Origin of the sequence: Arcanobacterium hippocoleae (assembly GCF_040360365.1) — a bacterium.
Taxonomy (GTDB): domain Bacteria; phylum Actinomycetota; class Actinomycetes; order Actinomycetales; family Actinomycetaceae; genus Arcanobacterium_A; species Arcanobacterium_A hippocoleae_A.
Window position 1 is genome coordinate 652,087 of the sequence record NZ_CP136412.1, and the last position, 24,870, is coordinate 676,956.

Consider the following 24,870-nt stretch of genomic DNA (forward strand, 5'->3'; position numbering starts at 1 on the left):
ATTGTAAAAATCAGCCGCCTAAATTCAACAAGGAGAAAATATGAGCGTAATCGCGAATCGGCGCGTGTTTATCGGTCGTCTCGCTGGTACTGACGTGTTCGATCCGATTGGGGATCGTGTCGGGTCAGTAAAAGATGTAGTCGCCGTATTTCGTTTAAAAGGTGCGCCGCTGGCAGTGGGGTTAGTGGTGGAAGTAGCTGGTAAACGCCGGGTCTTTCTCCCTCTCACCCGGGTGACGGCAATTGAGAATGGCCAAGTGATTACAAACGGAATCTTGAATATTCGCCGTTTTTCCCAGCGTCCTGCGGAAACGCTCGTGGTTTCGGAAATGTTTGACCGGGTGGTGAAATTCAAAGACGGATCAGGAACCGCGTTACTTGAAGATGTCGCTATGGAACAGACGAAAGGACGTGAATGGCGGCTTACGCAGCTTTACGTAAGAATGAACAAGGATTCCCAAGATGCGGGAAATACCCGAGTGGTCGAAATCAGTGAAGTGACCGGATTAAATACAAAGCTCGCAAATCAAGGGGCGAGTTCGATTCTCGCTCAGCTTGAAGGAATGAAAGCGCCCGATGTTGCAGATTTACTCCGAGATTTGCCGGATGAACGAATCCTTTCCGTCGCAAATGCTCTCGGCGATGAACGCCTTGCAGACATTATCGAAGAACTCGGCGAAGAAGACCGGGTAACAATTATGGGCGGCTTGGACGTTGAACGCGCAGCAGATGTGCTTGACGTGATGCAGCCTGATGACGCAGCGGATTTGATTTCGACACTGCCGAAGACACAGGCAGAAATACTTCTGAGCCGGATGGAACCGGATGAAGCGAATGATGTGCGGCGTTTGATGTCTTATGAAGGCCGCTCCGCCGGCGGTTTAATGACGACGGAACCGATTGTCCTTCCGCCTGACGCCACTGTCGCTACGGCGCTTGCACACGCGCGCCGAATTGATATTCCGCCGGCGCTGGCAACAATGATTTTTGTCTGCCGGCCGCCGCTTGAGACTCCAACGGGACGCTTTCTCGGTGTTGTTCATCTGCAGCGTGCACTTCGTGAACCTCCGGCGACACTGCTCGGTTCACTTATTGATTCCGATTTGGAACCTTTCACCCCGGATGTCGAGATTGGAACGATTACCCGCGTATTTGCAACCTACAATATCACCGCAATGCCTGTGGTGGATGAAAAATTATTGGTTGGCGCTGTGTCTGTAGACGATGTACTTGATCATCTCTTGCCGAAACATTGGCGTGATTACGATGAGCTGATTTTAGATCAGGCAATTAATGAAAGTTACGGAGCTGAAAGTGAAGAATGGGAAGAACAGCAAACCGAACTCAGCGCAGCAGATTATCAAGAAAAATTTGAGACATTCAACCCGGTATTGCCGATGAAACTACGTATTCGGAAAATACTGATTGGGAAAGTAACCAAAGCTGAAATGAGGAGGTAGGCAAATGCCAGAGTCTTTCGATAAACCGCTTGATAAGAGCGCCCGGAAAATGCGGAAATCCCGCTTCGATTCTGAAGTCTCTGGAATCGCAGCTGAGCGGATTGCCAGATTTACCGGCACCCCCAGTTCTTGATTTATTTGACTGTTTTCGTGGTGATTTGGATTGCGTGGAATACGCTTGCACCGGAATATTTACAGTTCGATTCAGCAGCTCTCGGCTTTACTGCGCTCACCTTAATGTTATCTTTACAGGCTTCTTATTCTGCTCCGCTGATTTTGCTTGCGCAAAACCGGCAAGATGATCGCGATCGGGTAACGGCACAGCGCGATCGGCTTCTTGCTGCGCAGAATCTTGCGGATACCGAATATTTGACACGCGAAATTGCTGCGCTTCGTCTTGGACTCGGTGAGGTTGCAACACGTGATTTCATTCGGTCGGAGCTGCGCGATGTCCTCGAAAGGTTTGAAGAAACAAAAGAGGAGCTTACAAAACGCGATATTGCGATTAAGGAACTTACGGCTCGGATTGCACAGCTTGAGAAAAGTAATGCGCAAATTAACAGTAAAAACAGTGAAAACAGCGAAAATATCGGCAGTGAAAATTTCCGCACCGCGAACAATCCGCACAGTGATTTTCAGTAATATTATTCAGTAATATTCGCCATAACATTCCGAAAAATCAGCTAAGTCTTTGTTTCCTCATGGAGGAACTAACAAAATATAGGTTAAGATTAAAATCATGAGTTTACCTACCACAGCAGAACTGACAGCGAAATTAGCAGAAGTACTTGATCCGGAGATTCGCCGCCCGATCACCGAACTCGGGATGGTTGAAAGCGTTGAAATTACCGAAGCAGGCAAAGCGGCGGTAGCAATTAATTTAACGACGGCAGGCTGCCCGCTGCGCGATTCGATTACCGCTGATATCGAACAGGTTCTTTTGCAGGTGGAAGGTGTTTCCGCAGTCGAAGTAAAAGTTGGCGTGATGAATGAGGAACAGCGGATAAAGTTGAAGCAGACCTTGCGCGGCGGAGTTCCTGAGCGGGAGATTCCTTTCGCAAAGCCGAATAGTCTCACTCGGGTCTATGCAATTTCTTCGGGCAAAGGCGGAGTCGGAAAGTCTTCCATGACCGTAAATCTTGCTGCTGCAATGGCGAAAGACGGTCTAAAAGTAGGTGTGGTCGATGCAGATATTTACGGCTTTTCAATTCCGCAAATGATGGGAGTAACAACTCCGCCGCAAATTTTGGATAATATGATTATTCCGCCGGTGGCGCATGGTGTGAAAGTCATTTCCATCGGGATGTTTTTGGAAGAGAATACGCCGGTGGTTTGGCGCGGTCCAATGCTGCATCGTGCACTCGAACAATTTTTCGCAGATGTTTTCTGGGGCGATATTGATGTGCTTTTAATTGATCTTCCACCAGGAACTGGGGATATTGCGATTTCTGTTGCACAGCTGATTCCAAATGCGGAAATTATTGTTGTTACTACACCGCAGTCTGCTGCCGCTGAAGTTGCCGAACGCGCAGGGATGATGGCGAAGCAAACAGAACAAAAAGTGGTTGGCGTAATCGAAAATATGAGTTATCTTCTTGCTCCTGACGGCACAAGAATGGAGATTTTTGGAAATGGCGGCGGCGAAACTCTTGCTGCTCAGCTTTCAGATTTACTCGAATCTGAGGTTCCGCTGCTGGCAAAAGTACCGCTTGAACAGCCATTGCGCGAAGGCGGAGATGCTGGGGTTCCTTTTGCGGTCAGTTCGGGTTCGTCTGAAGCACAGGAAGCAATTCGTGCAGTTGCAAAGAAACTTGCAAACCGGGCACGCGGTCTTTCCGGACGCGCACTTTCTGTTTCACCAGTCTAAAACTGCCGATATCAGCTAAAGTTATTAGTGCCGCTGGTTACTGTTGCCGATTTTTGTTTTCAGATTTCGGTTTTCACAGCACTGGCCTGCACAGCACTCAGGTTTTGATTTCTGAGATATTTTTATTGTAATCATCACTTGTGTGCCGTGAACTGTGCAATCAGCGATTGATACGCACACGAAAACACTGCACACATCACATATAAAGGGAAAACATGACCGCGAATAAAGCAGCCTCCTGGTCCTATTGCGAACAGGTAATCAACGAGACTTCATTACTTATTGCAAAAGCAAGATTTGAGGCTGAAGAGCTTGGAATTACTCCGGTTACTGCTGCTGCCGGGAATTTCCTGACCAGTTTGGCAAGCCTGCCGCAGGTGAAATCAATCGCTGAAGTCGGCACCGGCACAGGTGTTTCCGCACTTTATATGTTTGAATCAAAACGCGATGTGGTAATCACTTCAATCGATATTGAATCGGAGGCGCAAAATTATGCTCGCGAATTTTTCACTAATGCCGGGCTGCGCCCCTCACGTTACCGGTTAATAAACGGCCGTTCTGTTGACTTGCTGCCGCGGCTAGCAAAAGATTCTTATGATTTGGTTCTTCTCGACGGCGATCCGCTTGAAGCCGCAGGAGATGCAATGGAAGCTGTGCGGATGCTCCGCCAAGGCGGGATGCTTGTAATTTTGCATGCATTGCGCAACGATCTTGTAGCGGATCCGGCAAAGCGTGACGAAGCGACCGTCGCACTGCGAAATCTGGGGCTGGATTTGATTTCATCTGAAGATGTGACTGCGACGCTGCTTCCGCTCAGTGATGGAATTATTTTCGCAGTGAAGAAGTAAGCACTATTAATTTCCTGCGGTAACTTCACTTAAATCCGTATCTGTAACGAAAGCTGGGATATTTTATCGTGATTGCTTAATTTTCCCAGCTTTCGCAGTGCGATTGGTTTTCTCTCTGAATTATTGAACTGTATATACTGGCATTTTACTTGTTATTTAACTTCTTTTAAATGGTCGGTTACTACTTTTGCCAGCTCGTTTAATTCAGCGTCTTTGAATAGGAGCACCATCCGTCCGCCGCCTTCAAGCGGGATTTTCACCGTGACTCCGTGATTATCGCGCTCTGCTTCGAGCGGACCATCGCCGGTGCGTGGTTTCATTGCTGCCATTTTGAACTCCTTCGCTCAACGAACATTTTGCACGAAATATAATCATGTAACTGTCCGCCACAATTTCACCTGCAAAGACTGCCAGCCTGCGCGCCGCATTGCGGCAAGCTGCAATATAGTTTCATTCTACGCAAAGTTTGCCAGCAAGTCAGGTAAATTGCTTTTTCTTACAAATTTCTTTGGATGTGATCCGCATTATTGTTTTCAGCATTACAAGGAAGTATTGTGTATTCTCTGTATTTTATTTTTCTGCAAGCAAACGTTTTAATCCAGCAGATACTGCTGCAACAGCTTCTTCTGCTGTGTCTACAACTTTGATCAGTTCAAGATTATCCGAGGTAATCATTCTTTCACGCACAAGCGTATCTTGAATCCAGTCTACGAGTCCGCCCCAAAATTCTTTGCCGACCAACACAATTGGAAAGCTGGAAATCTTGTTTGTTTGCACCAACGTCACAGCTTCAAACAGCTCGTCGAGTGTGCCGAATCCGCCTGGAAGTACTACGAATCCGAGTGCGTATTTTACAAACATCAGTTTGCGTACAAAAAAGTAGCGAAAGTTAATACCGAGATTTACGTATTCGTTGATTCCCTGTTCAAACGGTAATTCAATCCCGAGTCCAACGGATGTTCCCCGGCTTCGGCAGCGCCTTTGTTTGCCGCTTCCATGATTCCGTGCCCGCCGCCGGTAATTACTGCAAAGTCTCGATTCACCAGCTCACCGGCAATTTTGGCTGCAAGTTCGTAATATTTCTCCCCGGCTTGGTACGTGCCGATCCGAACATTGAAATTGCTGGTCCCACATCATGCATCGCGTCGAAACCTTCAAATATTTCAGATTGGATTCGCATAATCCGCCAGCTATCGGAAATTCGATCTTTTTCGATTGTTTCCGTTTAAGTTTCGGACTCAGCAGCGCCGCATCAAAAGTCTCTTCAGGAATCTGTGTTCCGCGCAGAATTAGCGGCCCGGTTTGATATTTTTCGCGATTATTTTTCATGCTTCTAAAAATAGCGCACAGAGTTTACCAATAGTTTAATAAACATGTTTTCGCTGAATTTTTGCGCTGCAAGCGCACTGCCGTTAATGAATGATCCTGCGGAAATGTTACATACTGCAGAAATTATGATGAAGTTGTTATCTAATATAGCTGTCACCAATTTCCGGAAAGGCAGTTTCTTATGTTCAGGCAGACGGGAGATTCAGGAATATATAAAATATTCTGTGGAAATACAAGTACTTTTATGATTTATATAGTGAAGAATTAGATTGTTGCAGATTCTTAATATTCACTATCTTGCAGTAAAACCGGAATTATCATAATTTTTCCCCGGCGGCGGGCATTTTCCGCCGTTTACGTTAAATAACATAGATTTTACCTCCAACATGGCAATGATCTTTTCCGCATTATCAGACATCATCTTATTCAAAACAGAAATCACACGGATAAAAAGCAATAGGTTATGTCTAGACATTGCGGTAATTCGAATCTGATTCTTCATATTTTCAATATTGCTTACACTGCCGAAATAAAAAATTTCGGCTGCAGTGGGGATAACTTCAAGAAATTTGCGGAAACTACGAGTAAAATAAACGCATGACAATTAATACTCCGAAAGAAGCTGCCATCACAGCAGCAAAAGTAATTAGCGAAAAACTGGTATCGCAAGTTTTGACCTTGCACTGACGCTTGGTTCCGGCTGGGGCGAAGCTGCACAGCTCATTGGGGAGCAGGTTGCAGAAATCCCAGCTGAAGAAATCCCCGGATTTTCAGCATCAGCAGTAGCAGGGCATGGCGGAAAAATCACAGCTATCAAGCTGCCGAACGAAAAATATGCACTTGTTTTAGGCGCGCGGACCCACTACTACGAAGGCAAAGGCGTGAGAGCCGTCGCTCATGGTGTACGCACTGCAGCAGCGGCTGGAGCAAAGATTTGCATTCTCACTAATGGCTGCGGTTCTACAGTTACCGAATGGAATCCTGGCTCACCAGTGCTAATTAAAGACCATATTAACCTCACTGCGGCCTCTCCAATCGAGGGAGCAAACTTTGTTGACCTCACTGATCTTTACTCCTCCCGCCTGCGCACGCTCGCCCGCGAAGTAGATTCTGCACTCCCAGAAGGTGTGTATGCGCAATTCCCGGTCCGCATTACGAAACACCGGCAGAAGTAAAAATGGCACGTTTAATTGGCGCAGATCTCGTTGGAATGTCGACCGCACTTGAAGCTATTGCAGCACGCGAAGCTGGAATGGAAATTCTTGGAATTTCTCTGGTTACGAACCATGCAGCAGGATTCGCACCGGGAAATCTGAATCACCAGGAAGTGCTTGCCGCAGGAAAAGCTGCCGGTCCGCGAATTTCAAAGCTGCTTGCAGAAATTGTTTCCCATATTTTCAACACCGAAATTTTCAAAGACGAAAAGTAAACAAAACTCAAAAGAAAGTTCAGGATTAAACGCAATGAGTATCGATTTTCAGACCGTAGCAGAATGGATAAAACACGATCCGGAAGCAGCAGCCCGTGAGGAACTTTCAGCGGTACTTGCCGCAGCCAAAAACGGCGATACTGCTGCCCAAGCTGACATCGCCGACCGCTTCCAAGGCACACTGCAATTTGGCACTGCCGGACTGCGCGGAAAAATGGGAGCAGGTCCGTTCCGGATGAATCGTGCCGTCGTCCGCCGAGCTGCCGCTGGGCTAACTGCATGGTTGGCAGAAAAAGTCGGCAAAGACGCCGTGGTGGTTATCGGGTACGACGGACGCCACAATTCAGCAGACTTCGCGCAAGACACTGCTGCAATCGTTACAGCTGCAGGGATGAAAGCACTCCTCATGCCGCGCCTGCTCCCCACGCCGATGCTCGCATTTGCCGTACGCCACTTAAATGCGGATGCCGGAGTTATGGTCACAGCATCACATAATCCGCCGCAAGACAACGGATATAAAGTTTACCTTGGCGGACGGGCAATAGATGAAAATGGGCGCGGAGCACAGATTGTGCCGCCAGTTGACACGGAAATTGCAGCAAAAATTAGTGCCTTCGCCCCAGCAGATGAAATTCCGCTGGCAGAAGATGGCTGGGAAACCGTGCCCGAATCGGTGATGGAAGCATACAATACCGCTGCTGTGAGCACAATTGATCCGCACAGTCCGCGTAACTTAAAGATTGTTTACACCGCAATGCATGGTGTCGGGTTTGAAACTATGAGTAAAGTGTTCGCAGCTGCTGGTTTCGATGACGTAACTGGCGTTCCGGAACAGATTCATCCTAATCCAGATTTCCCAACCGTGTCTTTCCCAAATCCGGAAGAAGCCGGCGCTTTAGATTTAGCAATCGCACTTGCAACAGAAACAAATGCCGATATTGTGATTGCTTCCGATCCTGATGCTGATCGGTGCTCTGCCGCCGTGCCGGCAGGCGACGGCACCTGGCGGCAGCTTTCCGGGGATGAAATTGGTGCAATTCTCGGTGAAGCGGTAGCTTCCGCAGCCGGAGAAACCGAAAACACCGACGGTACTCTTGCGTCTTCCATTGTCTCTTCCCGTTTGCTTGCGCAGATTGCAAAACATCACGGCTTACACTATGAAGCTACCCTTACCGGGTTTAAATGGATTTCCCGTGCTGAACGCATCATCTTTGGATATGAAGAAGCAATCGGCTTTTGTGTAAATCCAACTGCAGTAAAAGATAAGGACGGAATTTCTGCTGCGCTGCTTCTGGTGACGATTGCCGCCCGATTAAAATCCGCAGGTAAAACACTGCTGGATGAACTTGACCGTCTGGCAGTGCGGCACGGAGTTTATCTTTCAGCTCCAGTGACCGTGCGTGTCGAAGATCTTGCGATTATTCCGGCAACAATGGCAAAAATCCGCAGCAATCCGCCGCAGACTCTTGCCGGTGCTCCGGTTACCTCGATTGCAGATCTTTCCAAAGGCACAGATACGCTTCCGCCGACTGACGCAGTGATGATTCACAATCAGGCAAATGACCGCGTAATCATTCGCCCATCTGGTACTGAACCAAAAGTGAAATGCTACCTTGAAGTAATCGTGCCGGTAGCGGCAGAGCTGCAGCTCGATCAGGCAAAAGCAGAAGCTGCAAAACGGATTGCACAATTCAAAGCAGATATAGACCAGGAGCTGAAGCTCTAACACAAGGCGAAGTCATATCGCAAACACAAATCGGCGGTTTGAATCGACTTTCGAATGAAAGCCTAGATTCAAACCGCCAATTTAACTTGCTGTGCTTATTTATTTATCCAACTGTCCGGTTCTTGCACGGCTGAGTTAAATTATGCAAGCGTATCAAGTACCTTCCGGGAGGAAGAAAGCCCAAGACGAGTTGCACCAGCATTAATCAGTTCTGCTGCAAACTTTCCGTCGCGAATCCCGCCGGATGCTTTCACCTCAAGTTCTTCACCGACGGTCTTTTTCATCAGCTCAACCGCATGTACTGAAGCGCCTCCGGCCGGATGGAAACCGGTTGAAGTCTTCACAAAGTCCGCATCAACTTCACGGGAAATCTCACAGACTTTCACGATTTCCTCATCAGTAAGGGCAGCTGATTCAATAATCACTTTCAATACTGCAAACGGAATTGCGTCGCGTACGGATGCAATATCCAGCGCAACACCGTCCCAATCATGCTCTTTCACCAATCCAATATTTACAACCATATCTACTTCGTCGGCACCCGATGCTACGGCAAGTGCTGCTTCTGCAGCTTTTACAGATGACGCTACAGCACCTGAGGGGAAACCGCACACCGCTGCAAGATGCAATTCCCCAAGATCAATATCTTCTGGAAGCGGAAGCATTGATGGTGAAATACAGACTGAATATGCTCCAATGGCTTTTGCTTCTTCAATCAGTGCCCGCACATCATCATAGGTTGCTTCTGGTTTGAGCAGAGTATGGTCAATAATTGCAGCAACTTCATCACGCACTGTCATAGTTTTTCTCCTTAAATGTTGCGAATTTTTGCATCTGCAAAACTAAAAGTTTAAAAATTTCTTGGCTCATCCAGGTGCGAACCACTTGTAATTCTGCCAGTTCTCACCTGAGTTTGCGAGTATTTCGCTATCATGCCGGTTTTTTCGCGAATCAGCATAATAGGGTGAACACTTCAGCCTCTTCAGCTGATTCGTTCCAGTACGACGGACTGCGGCAGCTGCGCACTTTCGCCGTATTCGATAGCGCCGTCGAGCGATTCAAACGCACGTGCAAAACGTGACTCGTCATCGGTATACAGCGTCATCAACTTCTGTCCTTTTTCTACGTAATCTCCCGGTTTTGCAAAAGTTCAATCCCTGCACCAAGCTGTACCGGTTCACCCTGCTTTGCTCTGCCTGCGCCAAGCCGCCACGAAGCCACACCCACGCCAAGCGCATCCATTTTTGAAATCACACCGCTTTCTGCAGCGAGAATATCCTGGCTGTGCTGTGCTTTCGGCATTTCAGCGTCCGGATCTCCGCCCTGCGCTGTAATCATTTCACGCCATTTGTCCATTGCCCGTCCGTCTTTCAGCGCTGTCTCCAGATCAGCGTCGGGTTTTCCTGCAGCGCGCACCATTTCCCGTGCAAGAGCCAGCGTCAGCTCAACCACATCTGCCGGTCCGCCGCCTGCGAGTACTTCAACCGATTCTTCAACTTCGAGTGCATTGCCGATTTTCAACCCGAGCGGTGTAGACATATCAGTGAGAAGTGCAACTGTGTCCACACCCGCGTCCGTACCTAAATCAACCATTGTGCGGGCAAGTTCCCGTGCCATTGGCTGTTCTTTCATAAATGCTCCGGATCCGACCTTCACATCAAGTACGAGAGAGTCTGTACCTTCAGCAATCTTCTTCGACATAATTGAAGAAGCAATCAACGGAATACAATCAACTGTTGAAGTTACGTCACGCAGTGCATAAAGTTTCTTATCTGCGGGAGCAAGCCCGCTGCCCGCGGCGCAAATTACCGCTCCTGGGCCGGTTAAACCAAGCTGGCGCATTATTTCTTCATTTGAAAGATTTGCCCGCCACCCTTTAATTGCTTCAAGCTTATCAAGCGTACCGCCAGTGTGCCCAAGCCCGCGTCCGGAAAGCTGCGGAACAGCAATCCCATAAACAGCAACGAGCGGTGCAAGCGGAAGCGTAATCTTATCACCTACGCCGCCAGTCGAATGCTTATCGGCAGTTTTTCTCCCGAGACGGGAAAAGTCCATTCTTTCGCCGCTTGCAATCATTGCGGCTGTCCACTGTGCGATTTCTTCACGGTTCATTCCGCGAATAAAGATTGCCATCGCAAGCGCTGCCATCTGATCATCGGCAACTACCCCGCGCGTATAAGCGTCGATTGTCCAGTTAATTTGCGCAAGCGATAGCACTCCGCCGTCGCGCTTAGTGCGAATCACATCAACAACATCAAATTTCTCTGCCATTATTTTCATCCTTGTCTTGTAAAAATCTGTTCGTTCTGCGCTGACTATCTTCTGCCGATATTTACACTTCCAAAATCTAGTTTGCAGACATTTCCCGCACTGGAGAAACCTTACTTAAATCGTCTGGACCGAATGCTCCCGGAAGTAAATCGTCAATCGTCACTTCCCCATTCGGCATTGCCACAAGGCAGGATCCGCTGCCATGTTCATAAATTAACTGTCTGCACCTGCCGCATGGCGTAATCAGTTCGCCAAGCTGATTTACACACGCCACTGCTGCAAGCTTCCCGCCGCCTGCGAGTATTAGCGCTGAAATCATACCGCATTCGGCACATAGCCCGAGCCCTGTTGAAGCATTTTCAACATTGCAGCCAGTAAAAATTCTTCCGTCGGTAGTGATTCCTGCCGCTCCGACCGGGTAATGTGAATAAGGCGCATAGGCGCATTTCATCGCTTCATGCGCCTTTTGAAAAAGTTCTGCCCAATCAAAATCCATCAGTTTTATCCATTCATTTAAATCATCATTGATTTATGAGAGCTGAAAAATTGTGTTTCTTTTATTGAAACGCTAATTTTCAACACTAAAATTAGAGAAGTAAAAGTGTTTCGGCTAGCTGAATCCGTACGGCACAGCTAGCCGAAAATACTTCAGGACCAGAAATTGCGAAAATGCCCAACCTAAATTGCAGCAAATACTCCTGGATTCGCTTCCCTTTACTTCAAATACGGAATATTTTCCGCAGCCGGCGGACGTGACTTCCCAACAAATCCGGCGACAGCAATAATTGTGACAACATATGGAATCATATTCACTAATTGCGACGGAATCGCAGTAGTCAAATTCGGCACGAGCAAAGCAAGCGCTTTCGCAAATCCGAACATCAACGCTGCCCCAACTGCGCCGATCGGATGCCATTTTCCAAGAATCATTGCCGCAAGTGCAATATAACCATTTCCTGCAGCCATATTGTCAGTGAAAATTAATCCCGAGCCGATAGTGAAGAATGCTCCGCCCAATCCGGCAACTGCCGAACCGAGAATCGTATTCAGGAAGCGGGTCCGGTTCACATTAATCCCGACAGTATCTGCTGCACGCGGATGCTCACCGCAGGCACGCATCCGCAATCCCCACCGCGAGCGGTAAAGGAAGATGGTCAGCACAATCACGGTTATATACATGCTGTAAACCAAAATTGTTTGATTGAAAAGCGCCGGACCGATCACCGGAATCTGTGAAAGCCCCGGAATTGGCAGTGCTTGCAGCGAATACTTATTCGTATTGAAAAGAGCTGCATTATCACTCATCAAAGTGCCCGCAAAAAATGTGGTTAAACCGAGTGCAAGCACATTTAACACCACGCCGACAATAATTTGGTCCACACCGTAGACGACAGAGAAAAGTGCAAGCAATACGCCGAGCAAAGCCCCCATAATCGGAGCAAGAAGAAGACCCGCAAACGGATTCTGGAAGAAAGATGCAGCCATTGCTCCAGCAAATGCCCCCACAAGCAGCTGCCCTTCAATCGCAATATTCACAACTCCGACATGCTCACAGATTACACCGGAAAGCGCACCGAAAATTAATGGTGTCGAAATCGCAATTGTCGAAACCAGTGTCGAAGTAATAGTTACCGCACCAGCAGAACCTGCACCGGCGAAAATCATGAAACCAAGTACGGTCAGAAGAGCGACGATAATCGCTCCCGCAGTATCGAGACGTTTTTCGAGTTTCCCAAACTTTCCTTTTGAAACAGCCGAAAAATAGGCGTAAATAGTGATTAGTCCCGCCAATGCGAAGAATACCCAGAGCACCATACTCGCCGGAAGTGAAAAATCGGGAATCGTGATTTTCTGCTTTGCATCATTCAAGCGCAGCAGCGTATCTCCATTTGCTTTAATTGCAAAGAGCCCAAGGAGCAGCGTCGCAAAAGTGAAAGTAATCGGCAGCTTCCACGAGATCTTGCGCAAAGAAGCACTGGCAGCCGTCGTTTGTGCATTTACCTGTACTTGCATGTTCATGCTGCTTCTCCTTTCGTTGCGGCGGAGTTATCTGCCATCGTTGCTACATATTCGCGCAGTGACTTCCCATCTGGTTTCGGCAAACGTACGATGAAACGCACCAATGCCGGAGCAGCAATAAAGAGCACAATCAGCGATTGTAAAATCAGAATCATATCAATCGGCACGCCTTTGGTCTGCATCGCATAACCGCCTGCCTGGAATGCACCAAAAAGCAATCCGGAACAGAAAATTCCAATCGGTGTGTTTCTTCCAAGCAGCGCAACAGTAATTGCGTCAAAACCAATTGAACCTGCCACACCTGCCGTCACGTATCCGATTGTTCCCAAAGCTTGGTTTGCACCAGCTAATCCGAGAAATACGCCAGACCCGACCATCGTCAAAGTGGTTACACGCGCAATCGACATACCAGCAGTGTTAGCTGCATGCGGATTAGCACCGACGGCTTGCAGTTCAAATCCGAATGTTGAACGCTTCAAGATCCACCAGTAAGCAATCGTTGCCAGCACTGCAATCACAATTCCTAAATGCAGTTTGAATGGAGCTGGCAGTAAGAGCGGTAGCCTTGCTGTGGCTGCAGCTTCCGAAGTTTGCGGATTAATCGAACCAGCAGATTGCCAATACTTCAGCGAAAGCAAATAGGCGATTGCAAGGGAAGCAATCGAATTCAGCATAATCGTGATAATTACTTCGTTTGCACCGGTTTTCGCTTTCAGTACGCCGGCAATTCCGGCATATATTCCGCCGGCAATCATTGCAACTAGCAGGGCAACAATCAGGTGCAGCCCCATTGGGAGCGAAAGCTTCGTACCAACCCAAATTGCACCCAGCGCACCGAATATCAGCTGTCCGGTACCGCCGATATTAAACAGTCCGGCTTTGAAACCAAACCCAAGCCCCAATCCGGCAATAATCAGCGGGGCAGCATAAATTAATGTGTTGGTAATCGGCATAATCGAACGGGTAAAATTGCGTGCTTCCGGATCGAAAATTGCACCGCGGAACATTGCATAATACGCCTCACCAACATTCGCTCCCGCAATCACAATCAGAATTGCGCCAATAAGAAATGCAAAGAGCACTGCAAGAACTGCCACAATCCAGCCGGAACGCAACCCTGTGTGAATAAAACCTTTACACCAGGTACCTGCACCTGGTTTTAAGGAAGCAGCACGATTCTTTTCAGCCATTTCCACTCACTTCCCTTCTTCGCCAGTTATGCTCTTTGCAGGAACTTCTCCGCCTGCTGCCTGGGCGAAAGCTTCATCCTGCGGCACGCCTGCCATCATTAATCCAAGCACTTCGCGTGAAGTGTCTGCCGGTACAATGCCCATTACTGCACCGCGGTACATCACTGCAATCCGGTCAGCAAGCGCCACTACTTCATCTAATTCCGAAGACACCAGCAGCACTGGAGTCCCTGAATCACGCTCTTCAATAATCCGCTTATGAATAAACTCAATCGACCCGACATCTACGCCGCGGGTCGGCTGATTCACCACCAGCAACCGCAAATCCCGTCCAATTTCACGAGCCACAACTACTTTTTGCTGGTTTCCGCCGGAAAGCGTCGAAATCGGATCAGAAATCGAGGTGATCCGAATATCAAACTCTTCCACTTTTTCGTTCGCATTGCGCACCATCGCCCCGGAATTAAGCGAAAACGCCTTCGAAAAGGAGCTTTTCGATATTGGTCAAGAATTAGATTCTGTGCAATCGAAAAAGACGCTACTATGCCATCTTTTGAACGGTCTTCCGGTACATACCCAATCCCGTGTTCAAGATTTGCTTTCACGCTCTGGCTGGTGATATTTTTTCCGTCGAGCTTAATTGCGCCTGCAGCAACTGATTCAATTCCAATCACCGCCTGCGCAAGTTCGGTTTGCCCATTCCCTTGCACCCCGGCAATTGCGAGCACTTCCCCGCGGTTAATTGTAAATGAAACATTATTTACAGCGACGGCACCAGATTCATCCAGTACTGAAAGATTTTCCAATGCAAGCCCGATTTCTCCAAGCTGTGCCGGCTGCTTATCAACTTTCATCATCACTGGGCGGCCAACCATCTTTGTGGCAAGCTCGGATTCAGAAGCGGCTGGGCTTGCTTTCCCGACTACTTTTCCGCGGCGAATCACAGTGATTTCATCAGAAACTGCCCGCACTTCGCGCAGTTTGTGCGTAATGAATACAATTGAAGTTCCGGCAGCAGCAAGCTGCTTCATGATTCCCATTAGTTCATCAGTTTCTTGCGGGGTAAGCACAGCCGTCGGCTCATCGAGAATTAATACTTTCGCATCACGTGAAAGCGCTTTTACAATTTCGACGCGCTGCTGCGCACCCACAGGAAGATCTTCAATATACGCATCCGGATCAAGATTAAATCCGAAACGCTGCGAAACATCAATCACAGTTTGCCGGGCACGTTTGATATCAATCAAGCCGGATTTCTTCGTTGGCTCGTATCCAAGGGCAATCGATTCCGCAACGGTGAAAACTGGAATCAGCATGAAGTGCTGATGCACCATCCCGATTCCGGCTGCGACTGCATCTCCTGGACCTTTGAACTTTACAGCTTTTCCGTCGAGCAGGATTTCACCTTCGTCAGGGTCATATAAACCATAAAGCACATTCATCAAAGTAGATTTTCCGGCACCGTTTTCTCCCAGCAGCGCATGAATCTGTCCTTCTTCAACGATTAAATCAATATGGTCGTTTGCCACCAGGGGACCAAACCTCTTTGTTATCCCCTTGAGTTCAAGCTTCACACCATACCCCTTTCAAAAACAAATAAAATCAGAAAAGGCTATTCCTCTTATTTACGGTTATCGAATGCATAAATAAAAGTTGAGGTTCAGCTTTTCAAGAAAACTGAACCTCAACATATTATACATACTTTTACTAAGGTTTCCTATTTGAAATAACAACCAAAGTAAAATTTATCTCCGCGCCAGTTCACACAGCAAATTTGCTTTCAAAAAGCAATATTCTCTGCTGCTGCCGCGAGGAAGATGTACATTAGTTTGCGCTTGGGCTTTCGACCTTCAGCTTGCCAGATTTAATCTGTTCCGTAAGCTTTTCAAGATCTGCCTTCAATTCATCCGATACTTTGCTTTCGAAATCATGGAACGGAGCAATGCTTACACCGCCATTAGCAAGGGTGCCGACATATGGCTTTGCATCAAACTTGCCGTCAACACCGGCCTTTACAGTATCAAATACGGAAGCAGAAATTCCCTTCATTACTGAAGTAAGCGTGATGTCCTTGTAATCTGGGTTTGCTTCATACCAATCAGAATCCACCCCGATAATCATCACATTGCCGGCTGCCTTAGCCGCTGCGGCAGCGCCGAGACCAACCGGACCAGCCACTGGCATAATAATATCTGCACCCTGATCAATGAACTGCTGAGCCTGAGTCTTGCCGAGGGCCTGATCGTCAAAGGAGTTGGTGAACGCACCGGACTGAGCTTCTTTGTCCCAGCCGAGCAGTTTCACACTAGCGCCCTTAGCTTCGTTATATGCTTTCACACCATCAGCGAAACCGTCCATGAAGATGGTTACTGATGGAATTGGGTTTCCACCGAAAGTGGCGACGGTGCCGGTCTTGGTGGTAGCAGCTGCCGCATAACCTGCAAGGTAAGCAGCTTCATGAGTGTTAAACAGCAGCGCACGGCCATTTTCGACATTAACTGGCTTGCCGTTTGAATCGCTGAATCCGGAATCAATCAGTGCGAATGAAAGATCGGTATTATCCTGTGCTGCCTTGGTGGTAGCCGGAGCAAGCAGGAAGCCGACGCCAATCACAAGATTGCATCCGTCTTGAATCATTGATTCAACATTTGGCTGGAAATCAGCATCACCGTTAGATTCAGCCGTATTGTGTGCAACGCCAAGCTCTTTAATCGCCTTTTCAAGACCAATCTTTGCCGATTCATTAAAGGACTTATCATCCCAACCGCCTGCATCTGAAACGATACAAGCCTTGTACTCAGTTCCCTTGGATTCGGTTGAATCTTTCGAAGCACTCTTCGAATCGCCACCGCCGCAAGCGGTGAGTGCAAGCGTGGAAGCTGCCGCAATTGCGAGCAGCGAATTAAACTTCTTCACGTGTATTCTCCTGATTATTGTGGACTGCTCAAGCTGAGATATCAGCCGAAGCAAATGTCATTTACTAACATAACGCAAAGCGGCTCTAATGGCTACGCGATTTCAGATTTTGTTTTCACTTTCTGTTTTTATTTTCTTCTCCTGCTTGTTCCAATCCGTTTACTTCGGATTCACAGATAAAGAAAATCTAATCCAAGCAGTTTGCGCTACATCGCCTTGCCTTACGCGCTTCCCAATTCTGCATTCCGTTTTCACTGCGGCAGCTTTGCCGATGGCCGCTCCTTTTCCGCCGCCGCTGCTTTTCCCGAATGACTAGCTGTATCGCTAAAGATTTGTTCGCGTTCACGCTCAAGAGCCAAAGCGCCAACCGCAACTTCTTGGTTAACTTTCTCCATGAATCCAGCACGTAAATCTGGAAGCACCACTCCGCTGATTGGATCATGATCCCAGGTAAGGGTGCGTAAATCAGACTTTGTTACATAATTCGGCGCTTCTTTTGCATGCGGAAAATATGCTTCATTTAACACTAGTGCTTCCGGCGGATTTGCAATAAATGCGGCGGCATTTAGTGTAATTCGGGCAATCAAATTAACCCAGAGCAGAATTGTTACAATCGCGGCAAAAGGTGCCAGCAGCGGGTTATCGGCAACGGATGAAACAGCGGTTGTTCCAAGTGCACGGACAATTGTTGAAAGTATTCCGGCAAGCAGCGATCCGAGCCAAAGATCTGTGCGGGGAGCTTTGATTCCGGAAAGCACCGCAAAAATAAAAACAAACATCAGTGTATCGAGAAGCAAACCGCTTAGCAGCAAGATTGATGTTACTATCACCCCTGACCAGCGTCCAGGGAAATTTAAGAATTCAAAAATCGGCTCAGCAAAAAGGCTTGCACCGGCGGCGATTGCCGTCGAAAGCACGACGCTCACACCAAGAACGATAAATGCTAACAAATCCCGGAGTTTTTGTGAAGCGAAAGGAATCGGCAGCTGTGCAATACCGAATACTGTCCAGATTGCCATCCGCAGACCGGCCATTAAGGAAAGCGCCGACCAAAGCACTACAAGCAGCGAAATCAACGTGACGATATTGAATGGATTTTTGACTATCAGATCCGTAGGGTTAAGCAAACCGTCCGGATTTTCCGATGTCCGCATAATTCCCGGCAGCACATCATTAATTTGCAGAATTAATGACTCAAAAAGTTCGCTGTTCTTCCCGATGGCTGCCGAAAGGAAAGTAAACACAATCGTGAGTGCGCCGGCAATCGAAAAAGTGCCGAATAGGCGATACCGCCGGCAAGCAGATAACCGCGGGCAGTGTTATACCGGTTAACAGCACGCATTAGCCGTGTGCCATTCAAATAGGCGAGGAGTTTGAAAATTTTTGCAGTAAAGTATCTGCGTTTTGTGCTTTCTTCCGTTCATTTTCCCATGTCGCACTGCCGTCGAGTGCTCCATCAAGTTCTGTATTCACCTGTGCGAAAGTCATTTTTCGCTGGCGTTTTTGTGCTTTCCGTAAATCTTTCGGGCTTCGATCATGAGGATCTTTATCTGCCGCAAGTTTTTTGTTTCTTTTTCCGTATTTTCAGCCATTGTGTGTTTCCTTGCATCCGAGTTTCCGCTTGCAGTCTTCACTGTTCGATATTCTGCGAAAGCAGCTGCCGCAAATTCGTTACCGGAAGATCCGCAATTTCTTCCTGCAGGGTAAGCAGCAAATTTAATGATTAGTTATAAGTTATATTCAACTATGAGCGGAGCATGGTCAGACCACCGGGCGGCATATTCACTGGCGCGGTCAATTGAAAAACTCTGTGCAGATTCGGCAAGCTCCGGAGTTGCAAGCTGATAATCGATTCGCCAACCAGCATCATTATCAAAAGCTTTTCCCCGCTGCGACCACCACGTGTATGGCCCCTGGGTTTCCGGAGAAAGATGGCGCTGTACATCTACATAGTCAAGTTCCGTAATCCAGCCGTCGAGATAAGCTATTTCCGAATCGAGCACACCAGCGGTCCGATTATGGTTTGATTTCCAATTCTTAATATCAGCAGCAGTATGCACAATATTAAAATCTCCAGCTACCAGTACATGCCGGAGGAGCGGTTTTCGCGAAGATCTGTCAAACGTTTCGTAACCCGCTGCAGATGCGCATATTTCGCATCCATCTTTTCGGCATTATCAGCTGCTCCCGAATGGAGGTAGGCACTAATAAAAGTGGTTTCAAAAGCTGGAATGTCTACCTCAATCCAGCGGCCGGTATCGACGGCTGCTTCGCTCTCCCCTGCCGTCAGACCAGCGGTAAGTCCGAGACGGACTTGCCCTGCTGCAATTCCGTCACGTACAGCAATTGCCACACCCGCACGCCCTTTCAAAAGTGCAGCTTGCTGAAATATTTGGTAGTTAATATCTGGCTGATTCACTAAATCAGCCACAAGCGCTTCCGGAGCGCGCACTTCCTGCAACAGCAGCACATCCGGTTTCACATCAGAAATCCAACTGCCCATTCCTTTGCGTGCTGCAGCACGGATTCCGTTTACATTGCAAGTGGCAATACGCATTCGCGCCACCTCCCATCGTCGTTATCGGTTCACCAAATTACTCTAATCTTTTTGTCTGTACCGATTCAATTATTCACAAATAAAGAGCCGCGGGAGACACACCAAACTTGCGGAAAACTGGCTGCACAGCCGCTTTATTTCCGCATCCGGCATTGAGTTAATTTTGCAATAGTTTTCAGCGCACTGATTATCTCTCCGCAATACGCTCCGCTGATTCAACCACATTTGCCAACAGCAATGCACGTGTCATCGGACCGACACCGCCCGGGTTCGGCGTGAAAAAACCGGCTGCTGCCCGCACTTTCGGATCGATATCGCCATATATTTTTATCTTGCCGGTATCAGGGTTCGTACCGCGGGTAACGCCAACATCAAATACGGCTGCTCCCGGCTGAATCATCTCCGGTTGGAGCAGATACGGCTGCCCAACTGCCATTACGACGGCATCAGCACGCTTAGTGTGCATCGCTAAATCGGCGGTGGCGCTGTGGCAAATGTCTACTGTTGCGTTTACATCCGCGCGGGTCAGCAATAGCGAAAGCGGGCGTCCCACGGTGATTCCGCGTCCGACAACACAGACGGTTTTTCCCGCCCAATCAAATCCGCAGCGCCTCCCAAGCTCAATTACCCCGCGCGGAGTACAAGGCAGCGGAGAGTTCAACGCACCTTTCACACTCAAAACGAGCTTTCCTAAATTCACTGGGTGTAATCCGTCGGCATCTTTTTCCGGGGATATTGCCGAAAGCACTCGATCTTGATCAATTCCGCGCGGAAGCGGAAGCTGCACGATAAAACCGGTACATTCTTCGGCACGATTCAAATCACCGACCGCAGCAAGTACATCAGATTCAGCGGCAGTTTCCGGCAAATCGATTCGAATCGATTCGATTCCTACTTCCGCGCAATCGCGATGTTTTCCCCGAACATATATCTGTGAACCCGGATCTTCACCTACCAGAATTGTTCCCAGCCCAGGTGTTATTCCTTGCCTGTGCAAGCGTTCGACACGTTCACGCAGTTCAGCTTTAATCTGTGCGGCAGTAAATTTTCCATCAAGAATCTGTGCCGTCATGAATATCGCCAACCTTTACTCTCTCGTCCTATTTTGCCGAAAATTTCTGTTTAAAATACCAGCAGCTGCAGTTTCAATCTGTAAATTTGTAAATTAACTTTATTCGGATGAAAAACTATAATCTGCCGTATTTCCATATTGCTGTTTTCTGCAAAGCGCGAAAAACAGCGCCGGCAAGTCTTTGCGCTTAATGCGCATTTTGTGCTTAATGCACTTGGTCGAGAGCGGGATAAAGCGGAAAATCAGCGGCAAGTTTCGCTGCACGGGCCGCTAAAGCCGTTTTATCTGCATTTTTTCCTTCACGTAATGCGGAAGCAATAATATCAGCTACTTCACTAAACTCAGCTGCACCAAATCCGCGGGTTGCTAAAGCCGGAGTGCCGATTCGCAGCCCGGACGTAATTGCCGGCGGGCGCGGATCAAACGGAATCGCATTTCGGTTCACGGTGATGTTAATTTCGTGGAGCAAATCTTCCGCATTTTGACCGTTCAAATTACTGTTTTGCAGATCTACGAGCACAAGATGCACATCCGTACCGCCGGTAAGTACCGAAATCCCAGCTTCCGCAATATCTGGCTGCAGCAGACGCTGTGCGATAATCTTTGCTCCTGCGACTGTGCGCTGCTGGCGGTCTTTGAATTCTGCACTCATCGCCACTTTCATCGCAATCGCTTTTGCTGCTACCACGTGCATTAGCGGCCCGCCTTGCTGCCCGGGAAATACTGCCGAATTTAGTTTCTTCCCAAGGGGTTCTTTGTGCTTCGCTAAAATCATTCCCGAACGCGGCCCGCCGAGGGTCTTATGGATTGTGGTTGTCACTACGTCGGCATATTCAACTGGATTCGGATGCAGTCCTGCAGCCACAAGACCGGCAAAATGCGCCATATCCACCCACAGATAAGCACCTACTTCATCAGCAATTTTCCGGAAACCGGCAAAATCTTCAATTCGCGGATAAGCACTCCATCCGGCAATAATCAGCTTCGGATGAAATTCAAGTGCTTTATCCCGCACCTGATTCAGGTCAATAAGATAAGTTTTCGGATCTACACCGTAGGAAACACAATTATAATTTTTTCCTGAGAAATTTAGTTTCATTCCGTGGGTTAAATGACCGCCATGCGCTAATTCTAAACCGAGCACGGTGTCGCCTGGCTGAAGTAAAGCGTGATAGATTGCCGCATTCGCTTGCGCCCCCGAGTGCGGCTGGACATTTACATATTCCGCACCGAAGACTTTTGCTGCACGCTCACGGGCAAGATTTTCAGCCACATCGACAAATTCACATCCGCCATAGTAACGGCGTCCTGGATAACCTTCTGCATATTTATTAGTCAGCACTGATCCTTGTGCTTGCAAAACTGCGCGCGGGACAAAATTTTCCGATGCAATCATTTCGAGAGTGTTTTGCTGACGGGCAAGTTCAAGCTCAAGCACTTCAGCAATTTCAGGATCCAGTTCGAAAAGTGGCTGGTTTAGCAAATCTGAATTCACCATGAACATCCGCTCCTTGCAGTTGTGGCGAGTAAAAAGACGGCGACGGTGGAAAAATACCGTCGTCGATACTACAAAGGATAGCGCAATCTAAATTTTCTCCGCCATATTTCTCGATAGTTGGGCACAAATCTCAATCTCCAAAACTGTTTCCGTGAGAAACATATTGGAAACTGTTGAAACAAGAAATCTGTGCAAAACAGGTTTCATTCACGCATTTATTTTTATTCAATTCCGCGGGCAGCAGCCCAACGCGTAAGTTCGCGCCGATTCGAAAGCTGCAGTTTGCGCAGCACAGCAGATACATGACTTTCAACAGTTTTGATTGAAATATAGAGTTCCGAAGCTACTTCACGGTAAGTGTAACCGCGAGCGATATAGCGCATTACTTCTTGCTCACGTGCGGAGAGCCGATCTAACTCTTCATCGGTCTGTGCAATCTCTGCAGAGCCAGAACCAAAGGCATCAAGCACGAATCCTGCCAGCCGCGGGGAAAAGCCGCATCACCGCTTGCAACACGATTCATTGCTGCAATCAGTTCATTTCCGGAAATAGATTTTGTTACATATCCGCGAGCGCCTGCACGAATCACGGAAACAACATCGTCAGCAGCGTCAGATACCGAAAGCGCAAGAAATTTCGGTTGTTCACTCACAGGAATCCGATTTTTCATTGCCGCATGTACCCGGCGGACGACTTCTGCTCCGCCGCCGCCAGTTCCGCCCGGGAGATGCACATCAAGCAGTACAAGATCGCATTTGATATGCGTAATTATGGCGACGGCAGCATCCACATCTGCTGCTTCGCCGACAACTTCATAGGTGCGCATATCTGTTTTTCGATCTTTCTGATCTGCCGGATATTGTGTTTGTGCAGCATACTTTTGCGAAACATCTCGTGAAAGCTGTTCAAGCTGCATCCGAATCCCGGTACGAACAAGGTCATGATCGTCAATAATGATTACTTTCATTTTCGTTTCTTTCAACTTTGCTTCATCTTTATTAAGCTGATCTTGCAGCTAAGTTTATCCGGAATTTTGCAGGAAAGATTTATCTCCGACCTGAAAATATTATTCGTGATATTCGAGATGGATCTCCGTGCCGCCGCTGGGAAGCGGTGAACGTAATGCGGCTTTCCCGCCGATCCGTTCCATCCGTCCGATTATTGAATCGCGAATTCCGGCACGGTCTGCCGGTACTTGCGACGGGTCAAAACCTGGTCCGCGGTCACGAATCCACACATCAATTGACTGCCTGTTTTTGTTATTTTTCTGATCTGAATTTTCATCCCGGCCGCGAAGCTCGGCATAAAGCGAAATTTCTGCTCCGCCGCCATGTTTGCAGGCATTTGTAAGCGCTTCCCGAGCAGCAGCAATTACTGAACGCGCACTTGAATCGGGTGTGCAGTCCCCGCTGACCACACAGCTGATTTCTTTCTGATAGCGCCGTTCTATTTCCGAAGCGATAGAACGCAGCAGCTCAGCTGTGGAGGTATCGTCATTGGTGCGTTCAGAATAGAGGTATTTGCGCAGGTCTTGTTCCTGCATTCGCGCGAGTGTGCGCACTGCTTCCGGATCATTTGCGCGTGAGCGGATCAGCGCCAGGCTTTGCAGCACAGAGTCGTGCAGATGTGCCGCCATGTCGGCACGCACTGATTCGCGGGCGCTGTGCACAGCAGTTTGCCGCAGTGAAAATTTTAACCGCAGATAGATTGGATAAAGTACTACGGAAAGCGTCAGGATTGTGACAAAAGCAGTAGTTAAACCGAGAAATAGCGGATTTCTCGGAGCAATTTCCGACACAAGAAGTACCCCGCCAATTACACTAATCCCACCGCCGATTGCGGCAATAACTTTTCGTACTGCAGATAATTCTCCATTGTCGGATTCCTCTGCTTGCTGATCTTTATCTAAGGGAACAGACCAGATAATTCCAGCACCGATAAGTAGAATTAAGAGCGGTAAAAGCAGATTAAAACCGCTGGCGGATGGCACCGCAACAGTAGCGATGAAGAATAAAGCACTTGCAGCAAGGCATATTGCAACAATCAGCAGCCAACGGCGGAAATCGTCCTGACTTTTCGGATGCGGCGGCAGCTGCGTTAAACCGCGTGCAAGCCGTTGATTTTGCGCCGCTATTTCATATTCGCGGCGGTACCACGGTACGAAAAGCCAAAAAGCAGATAAACGAAAGGCGCAATACCGGTAAGCGAAAGAAGCACTGCCGCTAACCGCCATAAGTTTACTTGCCCGCCAAGATGGACGCTGAGTCCGCGGCAGACACCAGCAATTACCCGCGGCTGGCGGCGGTAGAAAGGCGGACGGTTCTTCACTCCCGAAACATGCAATACTGCGTACTTGTCGGAAGATTCAGCGGCAGATTGCTGCTGGTTATCTGCATTGCTGAAATATTGCAGCGGTTTTTCAAAGACAAACGCATCGCTATTTGCACCGCTGTTTTCTTTCCAAAACCGGTCTGCGCCGATTGGGATTACCAGGTTTTGCGGTGCAGATGCAGGCGGTGCAGATCCAATCCGCTTCCAATCCATCCATTCTTGCTTTTTATTCACAATTCGATATTGGCAAATTTCATCGCTAATGAAAAGTATTAAATATCTTTTTCGGGGATATTCAAAGCTTTTCAGGGTAATTTCAGGGTCACTCATGGTGGTTTTTCAATTTCATATCAGGAAA

Annotated in this window: 23 protein-coding genes and 5 pseudogenes; 7 read left to right on the plus strand and 21 right to left on the minus strand. The window is 48.1% G+C overall.

Annotated elements, in window-relative coordinates:
- Nucleotides 1–40 precede the first annotated feature (40 nt).
- The 5 genes from RQN30_RS03450 to RQN30_RS03465 all read left to right on the plus strand — a co-directional run bounded on the left by RQN30_RS03450 (nt 41) and on the right by RQN30_RS03465 (nt 4,174).
- Complete coding sequence (locus RQN30_RS03450; RefSeq protein WP_353061260.1) at nt 41–1,459, plus strand: magnesium transporter MgtE N-terminal domain-containing protein; 1,419 nt, start codon at nt 41–43, stop codon at nt 1,457–1,459.
- A gap of 4 nt (nt 1,460–1,463) precedes the next feature.
- Entirely contained in the window at nt 1,464–1,592 is a 129-nt protein-coding gene (locus RQN30_RS12510) for a hypothetical protein (RefSeq protein WP_491608695.1), read from the plus strand.
- Nucleotides 1,589–2,101: a DUF1003 domain-containing protein gene (locus RQN30_RS03455; protein WP_491608696.1), complete on the plus strand. Its 513-nt coding sequence runs from the start codon at nt 1,589–1,591 to the stop codon at nt 2,099–2,101. Before RQN30_RS12510 ends, RQN30_RS03455 begins: the two co-directional genes overlap by 4 nt.
- Nucleotides 2,102–2,198: 97 nt before the next feature.
- Entirely contained in the window at nt 2,199–3,326 is a 1,128-nt protein-coding gene (locus tag RQN30_RS03460; protein ID WP_353061261.1) for an Mrp/NBP35 family ATP-binding protein, read from the plus strand.
- Nucleotides 3,327–3,541: 215 nt separating this feature from the next.
- The gene (locus tag RQN30_RS03465; protein WP_353061262.1) at nt 3,542–4,174 is read left to right on the plus strand and encodes an O-methyltransferase; all 633 of its coding nucleotides are present in this window, start codon (nt 3,542–3,544) and stop codon (nt 4,172–4,174) included.
- Between the two features lie 152 nt (nt 4,175–4,326).
- On the opposite strand, the gene RQN30_RS03470 is transcribed toward RQN30_RS03465, so the two are convergent.
- The 5 genes from RQN30_RS03470 to RQN30_RS03480 form a co-directional block, all read right to left on the minus strand.
- The gene (locus RQN30_RS03470; protein ID WP_353061263.1) at nt 4,327–4,503 is read right to left on the minus strand and encodes a DUF3117 domain-containing protein; all 177 of its coding nucleotides are present in this window, start codon (nt 4,501–4,503) and stop codon (nt 4,327–4,329) included.
- A 241-nt stretch (nt 4,504–4,744) separates the two neighbouring features.
- Nucleotides 4,745–5,116 carry an LOG family protein gene (locus tag RQN30_RS12515; protein WP_491608715.1) on the minus strand — a complete coding sequence of 124 codons (372 nt, stop codon included), beginning with the start codon at nt 5,114–5,116 and terminating at the stop codon, nt 4,745–4,747.
- On the minus strand, nt 5,077–5,217 hold the full coding sequence (locus RQN30_RS12520; protein WP_491608697.1) for a hypothetical protein: 141 nt from the start codon (nt 5,215–5,217) through the stop codon (nt 5,077–5,079). The genes RQN30_RS12515 and RQN30_RS12520 overlap by 40 nt, the downstream gene beginning before the upstream one ends.
- Nucleotides 5,214–5,354 carry a hypothetical protein gene (locus RQN30_RS12525; RefSeq protein WP_491608698.1) on the minus strand — a complete coding sequence of 47 codons (141 nt, stop codon included), beginning with the start codon at nt 5,352–5,354 and terminating at the stop codon, nt 5,214–5,216. The genes RQN30_RS12520 and RQN30_RS12525 overlap by 4 nt, the downstream gene beginning before the upstream one ends.
- 441 nt (nt 5,355–5,795) lie before the next feature.
- Entirely contained in the window at nt 5,796–6,005 is a 210-nt protein-coding gene (locus tag RQN30_RS03480) for a hypothetical protein (protein ID WP_353061264.1), read from the minus strand.
- Between the two features lie 220 nt (nt 6,006–6,225).
- On the opposite strand from RQN30_RS03480, the pseudogene RQN30_RS03485 reads away from it, so the two are divergent.
- Nucleotides 6,226–6,932: pseudogene (locus RQN30_RS03485) on the plus strand (purine-nucleoside phosphorylase).
- A 34-nt stretch (nt 6,933–6,966) separates the two neighbouring features.
- A complete protein-coding gene (locus tag RQN30_RS03490; protein ID WP_353061265.1) occupies nt 6,967–8,658 on the plus strand; it encodes a phospho-sugar mutase in 1,692 nt (563 codons plus the stop codon).
- Between the two features lie 140 nt (nt 8,659–8,798).
- On the opposite strand, the gene deoC is transcribed toward RQN30_RS03490, so the two are convergent.
- From deoC to RQN30_RS03570, 16 genes and pseudogenes are all read right to left on the minus strand, one after another.
- Nucleotides 8,799–9,458: a deoxyribose-phosphate aldolase gene (deoC, locus tag RQN30_RS03495; RefSeq protein ID WP_353061266.1), complete on the minus strand. Its 660-nt coding sequence runs from the start codon at nt 9,456–9,458 to the stop codon at nt 8,799–8,801.
- A gap of 182 nt (nt 9,459–9,640) precedes the next feature.
- Nucleotides 9,641–10,929: pseudogene (locus RQN30_RS03500) on the minus strand (thymidine phosphorylase).
- Between the two features lie 76 nt (nt 10,930–11,005).
- On the minus strand, nt 11,006–11,425 hold the full coding sequence (locus RQN30_RS03505; RefSeq protein ID WP_353061267.1) for a cytidine deaminase: 420 nt from the start codon (nt 11,423–11,425) through the stop codon (nt 11,006–11,008).
- 218 nt (nt 11,426–11,643) lie between these two features.
- Nucleotides 11,644–12,948: an ABC transporter permease gene (locus RQN30_RS03510; protein WP_353061268.1), complete on the minus strand. Its 1,305-nt coding sequence runs from the start codon at nt 12,946–12,948 to the stop codon at nt 11,644–11,646.
- A complete protein-coding gene (locus RQN30_RS03515; protein ID WP_353061269.1) occupies nt 12,945–14,138 on the minus strand; it encodes an ABC transporter permease in 1,194 nt (397 codons plus the stop codon). The genes RQN30_RS03510 and RQN30_RS03515 overlap by 4 nt, the downstream gene beginning before the upstream one ends.
- A 6-nt stretch (nt 14,139–14,144) precedes the next feature.
- Nucleotides 14,145–15,712 (minus strand): annotated as a pseudogene (locus RQN30_RS03520) (ABC transporter ATP-binding protein).
- 250 nt (nt 15,713–15,962) lie between these two features.
- The gene (locus tag RQN30_RS03525; RefSeq protein WP_353061270.1) at nt 15,963–17,054 is read right to left on the minus strand and encodes a BMP family lipoprotein; all 1,092 of its coding nucleotides are present in this window, start codon (nt 17,052–17,054) and stop codon (nt 15,963–15,965) included.
- 251 nt (nt 17,055–17,305) lie between these two features.
- Nucleotides 17,306–18,322 (minus strand): annotated as a pseudogene (locus RQN30_RS03530) (YihY/virulence factor BrkB family protein); the annotation flags it as partial.
- Between the two features lie 88 nt (nt 18,323–18,410).
- Nucleotides 18,411–18,542: a hypothetical protein gene (locus tag RQN30_RS03535; protein ID WP_353061271.1), complete on the minus strand. Its 132-nt coding sequence runs from the start codon at nt 18,540–18,542 to the stop codon at nt 18,411–18,413.
- Between the two features lie 239 nt (nt 18,543–18,781).
- Nucleotides 18,782–19,207: an exodeoxyribonuclease III gene (locus RQN30_RS03540; protein WP_353061755.1), complete on the minus strand. Its 426-nt coding sequence runs from the start codon at nt 19,205–19,207 to the stop codon at nt 18,782–18,784.
- A complete protein-coding gene (locus RQN30_RS03545; protein WP_353061272.1) occupies nt 19,132–19,611 on the minus strand; it encodes an endonuclease/exonuclease/phosphatase family protein in 480 nt (159 codons plus the stop codon). Before RQN30_RS03545 ends, RQN30_RS03540 begins: the two co-directional genes overlap by 76 nt.
- Before the next feature lie 187 nt (nt 19,612–19,798).
- Entirely contained in the window at nt 19,799–20,683 is an 885-nt protein-coding gene (locus RQN30_RS03550; RefSeq protein ID WP_353061756.1) for a bifunctional methylenetetrahydrofolate dehydrogenase/methenyltetrahydrofolate cyclohydrolase, read from the minus strand.
- 205 nt (nt 20,684–20,888) lie between these two features.
- Nucleotides 20,889–22,181 carry a serine hydroxymethyltransferase gene (gene glyA, locus RQN30_RS03555; protein WP_353061273.1) on the minus strand — a complete coding sequence of 431 codons (1,293 nt, stop codon included), beginning with the start codon at nt 22,179–22,181 and terminating at the stop codon, nt 20,889–20,891.
- Nucleotides 22,182–22,402: 221 nt separating this feature from the next.
- A pseudogene (locus RQN30_RS03560) lies at nt 22,403–23,148 on the minus strand (LuxR C-terminal-related transcriptional regulator).
- A gap of 99 nt (nt 23,149–23,247) precedes the next feature.
- A complete protein-coding gene (locus RQN30_RS03565) occupies nt 23,248–24,414 on the minus strand; it encodes a sensor histidine kinase (RefSeq protein WP_353061274.1) in 1,167 nt (388 codons plus the stop codon).
- A complete protein-coding gene (locus tag RQN30_RS03570; protein ID WP_353061275.1) occupies nt 24,312–24,842 on the minus strand; it encodes a PspC domain-containing protein in 531 nt (176 codons plus the stop codon). The genes RQN30_RS03565 and RQN30_RS03570 overlap by 103 nt, the downstream gene beginning before the upstream one ends.
- Between the last annotated feature and the right edge of the window lie 28 nt (nt 24,843–24,870).

What these genes read in the sequence shown, in the direction of transcription:
- RQN30_RS03470 (WP_353061263.1), bottom strand. Translation starts at nt 4,503, where the DNA reads ATGGCAGCAATGAAACCACGCACCGGCGATGGTCCGCTCGAAGCAGAG.
- RQN30_RS03545 (WP_353061272.1), bottom strand. Translation starts at nt 19,611, where the DNA reads ATGCGTATTGCCACTTGCAATGTAAACGGAATCCGTGCTGCAGCACGC.
- RQN30_RS03505 (WP_353061267.1), bottom strand. Translation starts at nt 11,425, where the DNA reads ATGGATTTTGATTGGGCAGAACTTTTTCAAAAGGCGCATGAAGCGATG.
- glyA (WP_353061273.1), bottom strand. Translation starts at nt 22,181, where the DNA reads ATGGTGAATTCAGATTTGCTAAACCAGCCACTTTTCGAACTGGATCCT.
- RQN30_RS03570 (WP_353061275.1), bottom strand. Translation starts at nt 24,842, where the DNA reads ATGAGTGACCCTGAAATTACCCTGAAAAGCTTTGAATATCCCCGAAAA.
- RQN30_RS03465 (WP_353061262.1), top strand. Translation starts at nt 3,542, where the DNA reads ATGACCGCGAATAAAGCAGCCTCCTGGTCCTATTGCGAACAGGTAATC.
- RQN30_RS03450 (WP_353061260.1), top strand. Translation starts at nt 41, where the DNA reads ATGAGCGTAATCGCGAATCGGCGCGTGTTTATCGGTCGTCTCGCTGGT.
- RQN30_RS03460 (WP_353061261.1), top strand. Translation starts at nt 2,199, where the DNA reads ATGAGTTTACCTACCACAGCAGAACTGACAGCGAAATTAGCAGAAGTA.
- RQN30_RS03515 (WP_353061269.1), bottom strand. Translation starts at nt 14,138, where the DNA reads ATGGCTGAAAAGAATCGTGCTGCTTCCTTAAAACCAGGTGCAGGTACC.
- RQN30_RS03510 (WP_353061268.1), bottom strand. Translation starts at nt 12,948, where the DNA reads ATGAACATGCAAGTACAGGTAAATGCACAAACGACGGCTGCCAGTGCT.
- RQN30_RS03535 (WP_353061271.1), bottom strand. Translation starts at nt 18,542, where the DNA reads ATGACTTTCGCACAGGTGAATACAGAACTTGATGGAGCACTCGACGGC.
- RQN30_RS03565 (WP_353061274.1), bottom strand. Translation starts at nt 24,414, where the DNA reads ATGGCGGTTAGCGGCAGTGCTTCTTTCGCTTACCGGTATTGCGCCTTT.
- RQN30_RS12525 (WP_491608698.1), bottom strand. Translation starts at nt 5,354, where the DNA reads ATGCGAATCCAATCTGAAATATTTGAAGGTTTCGACGCGATGCATGAT.
- RQN30_RS03550 (WP_353061756.1), bottom strand. Translation starts at nt 20,683, where the DNA reads ATGACGGCACAGATTCTTGATGGAAAATTTACTGCCGCACAGATTAAA.
- RQN30_RS12510 (WP_491608695.1), top strand. Translation starts at nt 1,464, where the DNA reads ATGCCAGAGTCTTTCGATAAACCGCTTGATAAGAGCGCCCGGAAAATG.
- deoC (WP_353061266.1), bottom strand. Translation starts at nt 9,458, where the DNA reads ATGACAGTGCGTGATGAAGTTGCTGCAATTATTGACCATACTCTGCTC.
- RQN30_RS03490 (WP_353061265.1), top strand. Translation starts at nt 6,967, where the DNA reads ATGAGTATCGATTTTCAGACCGTAGCAGAATGGATAAAACACGATCCG.
- RQN30_RS03480 (WP_353061264.1), bottom strand. Translation starts at nt 6,005, where the DNA reads ATGAAGAATCAGATTCGAATTACCGCAATGTCTAGACATAACCTATTG.